The sequence below is a fragment of the Belliella kenyensis genome, from assembly GCF_022549675.1.
In the GTDB taxonomy this organism is placed as follows: Bacteria; Bacteroidota; Bacteroidia; order Cytophagales; family Cyclobacteriaceae; genus Belliella; species Belliella kenyensis.
The window spans coordinates 1-9333 of record NZ_JAKZGR010000032.1 but is presented as its reverse complement, the minus strand read 5'-3'; the positions used below and the strand labels follow the sequence as shown (position 1 = coordinate 9333).

Annotated in this window: 16 protein-coding genes; 1 reads left to right on the top strand and 15 read right to left on the bottom strand. The window is 38.3% G+C overall.

Annotated elements, in window-relative coordinates:
• The 3 genes from MM214_RS18635 to MM214_RS18625 form a co-directional block, all read right to left on the bottom strand.
• On the bottom strand, nt 1-200 hold a 200-nt coding region (locus MM214_RS18635), incomplete at its 3' end, for an RHS repeat domain-containing protein (RefSeq protein WP_317208526.1).
• Entirely contained in the window at nt 197-445 is a 249-nt protein-coding gene (locus MM214_RS18630) for a hypothetical protein (protein ID WP_241297690.1), read from the bottom strand. The genes MM214_RS18630 and MM214_RS18635, both read right to left, overlap by 4 nt.
• Nucleotides 446-460: 15 nt before the next feature.
• A complete protein-coding gene (locus MM214_RS18625; protein WP_241297689.1) occupies nt 461-703 on the bottom strand; it encodes a hypothetical protein in 243 nt (80 codons plus the stop codon).
• Between MM214_RS18625 and MM214_RS18620 the strand changes: the two genes are divergently transcribed.
• On the top strand, nt 697-1134 hold the full coding sequence (locus MM214_RS18620) for a helix-turn-helix domain-containing protein (protein ID WP_241297688.1): 438 nt from the start codon (nt 697-699) through the stop codon (nt 1132-1134). The two genes, MM214_RS18625 and MM214_RS18620, sit on opposite strands and share 7 nt — an antisense overlap.
• A 26-nt stretch (nt 1135-1160) precedes the next feature.
• Here the strand turns inward: MM214_RS18620 and MM214_RS18615 are convergent, their stop codons facing one another.
• The 12 genes from MM214_RS18615 to MM214_RS18560 form a co-directional block, all read right to left on the bottom strand.
• Entirely contained in the window at nt 1161-1442 is a 282-nt protein-coding gene (locus MM214_RS18615) for a hypothetical protein (protein ID WP_241297687.1), read from the bottom strand.
• 2 nt (nt 1443-1444) lie between these two features.
• Nucleotides 1445-2659 (bottom strand): RHS repeat-associated core domain-containing protein, encoded by a 1215-nt coding sequence (locus MM214_RS18610; protein ID WP_241297686.1) that lies wholly within the window; start codon nt 2657-2659, stop codon nt 1445-1447.
• Nucleotides 2660-2680: 21 nt separating this feature from the next.
• Nucleotides 2681-2818 (bottom strand): hypothetical protein, encoded by a 138-nt coding sequence (locus MM214_RS18605; protein WP_241297685.1) that lies wholly within the window; start codon nt 2816-2818, stop codon nt 2681-2683.
• A gap of 123 nt (nt 2819-2941) precedes the next feature.
• Nucleotides 2942-3514 (bottom strand): toxin-antitoxin system YwqK family antitoxin, encoded by a 573-nt coding sequence (locus MM214_RS18600; RefSeq protein ID WP_241297684.1) that lies wholly within the window; start codon nt 3512-3514, stop codon nt 2942-2944.
• A complete protein-coding gene (locus tag MM214_RS18595) occupies nt 3481-4812 on the bottom strand; it encodes an RHS repeat domain-containing protein (protein WP_241297683.1) in 1332 nt (443 codons plus the stop codon). The genes MM214_RS18600 and MM214_RS18595 overlap by 34 nt, the downstream gene beginning before the upstream one ends.
• Nucleotides 4813-5147: 335 nt before the next feature.
• Nucleotides 5148-5423: a hypothetical protein gene (locus tag MM214_RS18590; protein WP_241297682.1), complete on the bottom strand. Its 276-nt coding sequence runs from the start codon at nt 5421-5423 to the stop codon at nt 5148-5150.
• Nucleotides 5424-5488: 65 nt separating this feature from the next.
• Nucleotides 5489-5665, bottom strand: a complete 177-nt coding sequence (locus tag MM214_RS18585; protein ID WP_241297681.1) for a hypothetical protein — start codon at nt 5663-5665, stop codon at nt 5489-5491.
• Nucleotides 5666-6298: 633 nt separating this feature from the next.
• Nucleotides 6299-6793, bottom strand: coding sequence for a tetratricopeptide repeat protein (locus MM214_RS18580; RefSeq protein ID WP_241297680.1), 495 nt, complete (start codon nt 6791-6793; stop codon nt 6299-6301).
• A complete protein-coding gene (locus tag MM214_RS18575; RefSeq protein ID WP_241297679.1) occupies nt 6793-7011 on the bottom strand; it encodes a hypothetical protein in 219 nt (72 codons plus the stop codon). The genes MM214_RS18580 and MM214_RS18575 overlap by 1 nt, the downstream gene beginning before the upstream one ends.
• A gap of 24 nt (nt 7012-7035) precedes the next feature.
• On the bottom strand, nt 7036-7596 hold the full coding sequence (locus MM214_RS18570) for an RHS repeat domain-containing protein (protein ID WP_262916666.1): 561 nt from the start codon (nt 7594-7596) through the stop codon (nt 7036-7038).
• Between the two features lie 31 nt (nt 7597-7627).
• On the bottom strand, nt 7628-8461 hold the full coding sequence (locus MM214_RS18565; RefSeq protein ID WP_241297677.1) for a toxin-antitoxin system YwqK family antitoxin: 834 nt from the start codon (nt 8459-8461) through the stop codon (nt 7628-7630).
• Nucleotides 8462-8464: 3 nt separating this feature from the next.
• On the bottom strand, nt 8465-9232 hold the full coding sequence (locus MM214_RS18560) for an RHS repeat domain-containing protein (protein ID WP_241297676.1): 768 nt from the start codon (nt 9230-9232) through the stop codon (nt 8465-8467).
• Nucleotides 9233-9333 lie beyond the last annotated feature (101 nt).

The following is a 9333-nucleotide window of genomic DNA, read 5'->3' as shown; positions in this document are numbered from 1 at the left end:
CCATCAGGATCAATGAACCTTATCGGATTGTTGAAGGCGTAATTATAATGTGAATGCCTTCTCATCTGCTCAGAAAGCGGATCTATGACGCTCCACCTGCCTATTGCGGGGTCGTACATTCTTGCCCCGTAGTCATAATACCTCAACCCGTTATCCTCAATATACTCCTTCACGTTGTAGAGATACTTATTCACCTTCATCCCACTTGCCTGAAAACCAAGTCCAGTAAGTTCCAATCCCCAAGGGTTCCCGATGCGCTTTGCTTTCGGGACAGGCTATAGTGCGTTTCCTGTACGATTGGCCTACTTAAGCTCATAATGCTAAAGTCATCAAACAATACGTTTTCGTCTGTTTCATTGACCAAGAAAGTCTCCATACTTGTACGCCTTTGGCGTATATCCGTCCTTCGGAATATAGAGATTATTTTCCAAAACCTCATGTTCATTCGCTGCATTTTTACTCAAAACATGCTTACCAAACTCATATAGGTTGCTCTCTGCATTCCCGATTCGCTTTGCTTTCGGGACAAGCTATAAAGGGCATAGCCCATGTATGCTTCTGGGGCATCACGCTTCTGTAGGTCCTTGGCCATGATATCTATGATGCTTATCAAGGTGATCGCATTTACTCCTCCAGTACGGGAGATGACATTGCTGAATTCCAGCAGATCGTTCACCAACCTGTCTTTTGCTCCAGATGCCACAAATGCTCCCTTGTTCAGCTTACTGGATTTCTGGTCTTCGTATTTGGCAAAGACTTTCAGGTTTATGCTATCACCTGCTGATAAGGGAAGGCTTGGACTCAGGTTTGAACTTTTTTTACTGCCATAAAAAAAACTGGTCACAAGGTGACCTCACACAGCAGATCGGTGCGTCCCGGGAGATCATTGGCAAGTATGAGCGTAATGAAAACCTGCCCTCTATCGAGATGGTGGCCAAGATGGCCAGGGCTTTCGGTGTAACGGTGGAATTTTTAATCGGGGAAGGCGAAAACGCCTCTTACGACAAGGAAACAGTGGACAGGATCAACAACATCCAAAAAATGGACGAAGGCACCAAAAACGTCCTGTTCAATGTCATTGATACCTACATCCAGAACTTTAAAACCAAACAGGCTTTCGCTGCCGGGCTTTGATTGATGAGGTATACTTCATCTAATTATCAAGACGTTTTAACAATTTCCCAAGATGATCCGGGTTTTTCCCGAAATGCTTCATAACCTAGTGGCAAATCAGAAATCTCTAAAATTGAACCATCCAGTTTTATTATCTCTTCCAAAGAAACAACTCTAAAATCTTGATTATTATCAATCTCTTCTAAACCTGAAAATTGCCATGCTCCATCTTCATCATAATGATAAACATGGGTAATTGGAGATTGTTTTTCAAGCACATATTTAGTAGTAAATACCGCAGTATCTAAATTTTCCTGAAACTGTTTCATGTTTAATTATCTATTCTATTTCCTTTTCTGAGATTTTCCTCTTTAGAAACAACTCTTAAATTGGAATTACTGTTGGACCCGTTTTTGGATTTAGGCTGAATATGATCAACTTCTGCCTGATTCATATCAGCCTTTTGTCCCTTTTGCATCCTTTGTGGTTGATTTAAAGGCCTTCCGTCTCCATCACTCCTTAATTGACCGCCATTATTTTGTTTGTTCTGTTCTAATATTCTTTGTCTTTGAGCAGGAGTTGTCGCTTTGCCTGGCCCAACATTTCTTGGTTCTTTGAGATCCGAATAATTCCCTTCAGCATTCACCCTCCCTTTTTGATTGAGCAAACTGTTGGTACCTGAAACGGCAATAACAGCACCTTCAGCAGCAACTACCAAACCACTTGCCGCAACAGGCACACCTATTTCTCCCAGAAGGCCACCAGACCCAACAGTTACTGCTGTTCCACCTACAGCTGCAGCACCACCGGTATCAGCCATACCTACTCCCATTACAATACTGTATATATCTCCAGCATCCTGACCACGGTTAAAGTCGACTGCTCCACCTTCGCTAACAAACCTTGCACCCATTTGACGGGCTGACGTAAAGCCTCCGAAAGTGTTGTCCACAACGGCCACAAGGAATCCAAGTATCCTGTCCCCGGGTCCCTCACCGTTGGTGTCTTCATACCTTACTGGATTGTTAGCCCCGTAAAGGTAAGGGGACCATGAATTGTATATTTCCGTTTTGGGATCGATCGATGGGAAACGTCCTATTGCCGGATCGTAAAAACGCGCCCCGTAATCGTATAAACCAAGATTTAGATCGGAGATCAGTTCCTTCCCGTTGTAGAGATACTTCTGCCCCACCCCACTAGGTGCCGAATAGGAATTAAACGTCATCCCAAAGGGATAGTAATCATCCTTTTGGACTATGTTGCTGTTGGTATGGATTACTTTGAAGTCGTCAAAGAACACTTCCACCGGAGTTGGATTCTCGTTGGAGAAGTAAATATACACATATCCTGGTTGCTGAATGGTGATTTGAGGAGATTTTAAATATTGATGGGGTACATTTGATCCTGTTTCCCTAGCAGCTGTAGTCACTGGAACAAAAGATGATGTCAATAACTGATAGTTTTGGTCAAAGACCAGTACATTCAGGTATGCCTTTGGCCCTGTGGAGTTGTCACTTCCATAGCCCATCAAGCCTGCAAAGGGCATCGGGTTAGTTCCAGCCGTGGCTCAATCTATCACTACACTTGAGGCATTGTTTGCCAAATTGGTGATCAGCTGTGCAAAGGCTGACCCTGGGGTTCCTGTGGTACTCGGATCCAGGTACTTCACATAAACTTCCGCATCTATTTTATCTCCGGGTTTCATCCCGATACGCTTCGCTATCGGGACAGGCTAGCTAGCGATTTTGCAAGACCGTATTTTTCATTACCCGCACCTGTAAACTCCTTCCTTTCTCTTACATTAAACTTGAAACGACATACTCAAAGCCTAGAAATCCCCATGAGTATCACAGCATCCAAAGAACTCATCACCAATTATAACATCTTGAAGTTGATCGTTTTGGTACAACTCTTCTTTCTCATCCTGAGAATATTTTGAAACTGAAAGAAGTATTCCGTCATAGAAATCTACCCACACACCATCTAATTTCCCATTCTTAAAGTATCCTTTGCTTGAAATATATCCTTTACTTGAATAATAAGTTATCTCACCTTCAAGAAGTCCATTCTCATAAGTATAGGTACTGAATTTTTGACAGCAAAGAAATTCAGTAACAGGTCCATCTAAAATCCCATTTTTAAAAGTTTGAATTTTTTCAATCTTTTGAGAATCATCTAAGAAAAACCACTCTCCATTTTGACCTTTTTCATTGACAAATCCAAAAGAAACAACTTTTGTTGAATCTCCATTGTAATGTATCACTAAATCACCCAAATTACTTTCATACTGACTTACTTCTTCATTTCCTGAACAACTATTAAGAAATATATAAAGCATCCCTATAAGAATCCCTTTTATGTAATCAACTATCTTGATCTTTCTTTTTCTGCTTCTTTCCATCTTTCAAAGATTTTTCTTAAATTATTGTTACCTGTCATATTCACAACTTCATTCATAAAAGTTTCCATCGAAACAGCTTTACCATTTACAGCAACTTTATGCTCTCCTGCTAAATCACCAATTTTATTAAGAGTATTAGTTAGGCTCATCATCCCATTTTCACCATCAAAACCACCGGTAAATAAAGATTCTATCGCATCTCCAAATTGTTTTATTTTTGGCTCGACATGCAAAAAAGTTTCATGATCAATGGTGACTAAAGACCTATCTTCATCAAAAAACTCAGAAACAGATATATTAAAGTCCATCTTAAATCCCTCATTATTAGCCATAGACAATACTCCATCACGAGTTAGGTTTTTCAACTTTACTTTTCTTCCACTCTTCAATTTCCAATGTGTGTCGGTTGCTCCCTCATAACTACCTAAATTCGCAAATGAATTATAAGTAATATTGACATGATTAGCCCATCTTCCTGTACTCTCAAATTTGTGACCTCCAACTACATCTCCAACACGTGCAAACTGACTTAAAAAATTTCTTCCTGCTTCAGTCTGAACAAATCTCGCAAGAGCCGCTTCTTGTGGGGTTTTCTTCCCAGTAATCAAGTCCTTAACATCTCGTCCATCAGGATCAACAAATCTTATCGGATTATTTAAGGTAAATTGGAATGGAGTCACGTCCCAATACTTATCAGCCAACGGATCCACAACTCCCCATCTACCCAAATCACTCATATACATCCTCGACCCAAAGTCATCCCAGCCTGTTAGTTCTTCCCTTTCCTTGCCATTAAACTTGAACTTCTGCCCAACCCCACTTGGTGCCAAATAGGAATTAAACGACATTCCAAATGGATAGTAGTCATCCTTTTGGACTATGTTGCTGTTGGTATGGATTACCTTGAAGTCATCAAAGAACACTTCCACCGAAGTTGGATTCTCGTTGGAGAAGTAAATATACACATATCCTGGCTTTTGTATTGTGATTTGAATAGTTTTTACGAGTTCGTGCTGAACATTCGTCCCTGTCTCTCTGGCTGCTAAAGTTACTGATTTGAAAGTGCTCTGATTTGGCTGAAACTGATAGTTCTGGTCAAAGACCAAGACATTCAGGTATGCCTTAGGCCCTGTGGAGTTGTCACTTCCATAGCCCATCAAGCCTGCAAAGGGCATCGGGTTGGTTCCAGCCGTGGCTCCATCTATCACTACACTTGAGGCATTATTTGCCAAATTAGTGATCAGCTGTGCAAAGGCTGACCCTGGGGTTCCTGTGGTATTTGGATCCAGGTATTTCACATAAACTTCCGCATCTATTTAATCCTTACGATTGTTGGATCGTGTGTAAATGATCGTTATTTCTTACTGAAAATATAATAGGGAAACTTTGGACAGTTAGTGAAATGGTAAAGATTATCTTGATCAATTCCTCTTACTTTTTGTCTTGACACAAAAAGTAACAAAAAAGTCAAGACGGAGAAATCCTATCCACGCTACAGGCCACCGCTGGCCCGGATCTCCGTCATCCCACCCGCAAGCATGAAAAACAGTTTGAGGAAATAAAACCAACATTGGATTGGAAGTTTAATTCTGATACTCGTGGTCTTAGAATGTACCTGATGCATTTCTTTTGGCTACTCCTTCCCGCAATCTGGCTTAAACCTAAAACAGTCCACTGGACTGTTTCTTAAGGGCTTACCCGCTTCATTATGTTGTAAAAACTGTAACTTGTTGTCCTCATATACAAAGCCTCCTACATAATCCGAAACCTTGGTAGTTCCTCCATCTACCGTTTTCTGGGACAGCTTGCTGCCACTGGCATCGTAGGTATATTCTATGTATTTGGATGCGCTGAAGGTTACCTTGCTGGGTAGATTCAATGGGTTGTAAGTGATTCCAGTGATTCCCACACTCTTTTAAACCCACCCTGCAACCTGGCCCTTCGCTAAAAGCTTTATCAAAGCTTTTTTAACGCTCAGTCCTCATTGGGATCATAGATATACTCATCGGCTACATTTGCTCCGTCTTTGAAGCCTGAACTTATCCCTGTGGCATCTGTCACCTTGCTTAGCTGATTGCCTTTGGCATAGGTATAGGTCAGGTTGTCTATCAGTTGATTTGGCGTGTCATTGTGATTCCCTCTACGCTGCAATGTCTTTATGTTGCCGTTCAGGTCATAGCTGATCTACGGCACGTCAAAGTTCATATTGCTGCCCCAACGTTGCTATAGACGGTCTTGGTCAGGCGGTTCTTATTCTAAATCATGTTTCGTAAGAATTGGATACCATGCTATAGCCATTGATAATGGCTTGGCTTGGTAACCAGTCCTTAGATAGAATACCATATTTGTCATTAATAGTGCCTATATTTACCTCAACAAAAGCCCCGCCTGATTAAATCAAACGGAAACTTTTTAGTTATTCTCAAGGGCATTAAATCTGAACCAAATCCTTAGACAAAACAAATAAGATAACTGATGCTATACAATAAAGGGCTACAAAAAGCTTGCTTTTTGTATTTGGAGAATGATAATCTTCGATTATTTTCTTGTAATGAGACCCTTTATAAAAAATAAAGGAATTAACAGCAACTAAAATAACTCCAATTATTAGTACTAAACCTTTTTCTAACCTCCCCAAAAGCACCATTATATTCAGTAATTCAAGCAGCGATATAACCAACACTACATTAAACACCCTTGAGTTTGTTGTTTGATTAATGTAACCGCGCTCTATACTTTTCAATAGATTATACCAAACTATAAATAAGTAATTATAAGCTCTTCTCATATAGTTACTTTACTATTATCATCATAGTTAAGTCTTTCTTTTGCAGCTTTTACTTCATTAGATATCTCATGATCATTAGGACTGATTTCCAAAGCTTTAAAAAAGTACTTTAAGGCCATAGAGTCATCAAACTGCATTGTATAGTTCAAACCTATATTATAATAAGCATCTGCAACTCTATGTTCCAATTCAGCGGCTTTAATATAATCCCTTGTAGAAGCATTTAGGCTATCAATCCCAGCATAACAAAAACCTCTTTTGAAAAAAAAATCTCCATTTGTAGAATCAATTTCTATCAGTTTGGTTAAGTACTTGATTGATTTAATGCAATCATCTTTATCATAAAAAGAATTAGCCTTCTCAATAAGCTCCTCTTTAGAGATGGTAATTTCTGATTGTTCATTCTCTAACCTTTGTTTAACCTCTTTATTTTTTACTTCACATTCTAATACTAACACTCCAAGGATTATTAAAAGAAACTTACCATTCATTATTTTTTCTGTTTTACTATTTGTGCCGCTTTAAATGCTGCCTTCTCGGCATTAATTGCTCTATCCATATATCTATTATAAGATTGGGTATCACCTCGTTTTTGGGAGATTAAAGCTAAATTCACATAGTAATTTCGTTCTTTCATTAGGTTTGAATGTGCTTGACCCATAACATGATCACTAGTCATAATCTTAAACCCAACTTCGCCTGCAACCATTTCCCATTTAAAGTAAATACCTAATCACCATTTTGCTACATCCATAACCGCCCCATTATAGTCTTCATTACCTAACTTATCAAGTACACTTACTGCATCTAAAGCATTTCCTATGTGGCCTGGTACTTTATATTTACCAGAAACTTCACTTCCAAACTCTGCTACAGTATTTAATTTATCCAACTTTGAAACTAGATTCCCAAGATTAAATTCTCCTCTATCTTCTGATTTATTAAGTCCCTTTAAAATCAGATTTCTCTTTGCATTATCCTGTTCATAAGAAGTAGCATCACTTTTCGCTTGAAAAAGAGTCACGAGATTTCCAGCTTTACGTTGTTCTTTATACCAAGCTTCAAATTGCTTTCGCTGTTCTTCTTGTTTCTTTTTCTCACAATCCGGATCTCCATTACAATCATTTGTATCCTCCGGCATCATTCCATCTGGATCAATAAATCTTATCGGATTATCAAAAGCATAATTATATGGAGAATGCCTTCTCATTAAGTCAGCCAACGGATCGACAACTCCCCACCTCCCCAAATCACTCATATACATCCTCGCCCCAAAGTCATCCCAACCTGTCAGCTCTTCCCTTTATTTTCCGTTAAACTTGAACTTATTTGTCTTTTTCTAAATAATACTGAAATTCTACTTTGCTTTTTATTGTCCCTTCATCTGGGTCATTTTCGAAAGCTTCAACTTCAAACAGTGTAAAATAATAAGCATCCTTTGAAAAGTCTTCGTCAGGTATTTCGACCACGAAAATTCCATTTTCCGAGAAATATTTTCTTTGAAGTTCAAAATCTCCATTAGAATTTAATATTCCTTGTCTTAAACCAACAAAATCAAACCTTTGATTGGTAACCTTGATAATTAATTGACCATCCTTTCTTATTAAATCGTATTTGATTAGGTGATTGATTAGTTTGCCCTCTTCATTATATTCACAAAATTCAATTTGCTCCCCTTTTTCCCATTTAGAAATAATTTCCTTTTGACCATTTTCAAAATAAGAATAATAAAATCCGTGCAGCAAGCCGTTAGTATATGTCATTTTAGTTTTTAAATTCCCATTTGAGTAATAACTAAAACTATTCCCCGTCAGTTGATTTTCTTTAAATGTTGATACTTGGTAAATATTGCCTTCTTTATCATAATACTTCACTTCCCCATTTTTTTTACCTTTTTCAAAAATCACTTCCCAATGAATTGATCCATTTTCATGAAAAAACTTCGATAAGCCATGTAATGTGTCATTTTTAAAATTCACAAGGTACTCCAAATCTCCATTATTGAAAAAACCTTTGCATATCCCGTTTTTATAAGGACCATTAAATTGACATTCTTCTTTAACTTTACCATCTTTAAATTTTTCGGTAACCTCTATTTTGCTACAAGATTGAATAAACAAAATATAAATAATAAATGGAATACTTCTAAACCTTATCATATCCTAATCCTTTTTACCGTGATAAATCTTTTTCCAACCGATCGTATCGCCTTCATTCACATCGTGAGTTTTCCCATTTATCCCCTTTAGGTCTTTTATGATGTGTAAATTATTCGCAATTTCAGGAATACTATCATAATTTTTTTTCTTCGTATCATTTGATTGGTTAGTTGCATTAGTACTTTTGGGTTCCGCTTCATTATTATTATCCTGAGAATTGGAATTACTTTCACCAGAAAATTCAGATGTCAATCCAAACAAAGCTCCTAATGCATTAGCAATTCTTTCCATAATCCCTCCTGAAGGTGAGCTTTTTCCCATTTCACCTAATCCATCAGTATTTACAATACCTCCTATATCTCCTTTAGTCCCAACATCCATGGAACCAATGCCAAATTCACTTTCTAGTATTATGCCAGAAGGCTGTCTATTTCCTGATTTCTGAGTAGAACTGCTGCTACTTGTACCAAACATACTCACCAGTCCTGTCTTGACAAAGCCGAATTTCTTTTGAACCTCCGAATAGAATACCGACTGAGACGATCCCGGACAACAGTTTTTGGGTGCCATCCCATCTGGATCAATAAACCTGATCGGATTGTTGAAGGCATAATTGTAAGGAGAATGTCTTCGCATCTGCTCGGAAAGAGGATCTATGACGCTCCACCTTCCGATCTTTGGATCATACATCCTTGCCGCATAGTCGTACAAATTAAGGTTCAGGTCAGAGATCAGCTCCTTCCCATTGTAGAGGTACTTATTACTTTCCAATCTAAAATTGGAACTTTCATCTTACAACGAATTTTTCATTTCAGCTTCAATCATTTGATTAAAGATTTTCAACATTTCACCACTTTTGAATTTCAAAAGAC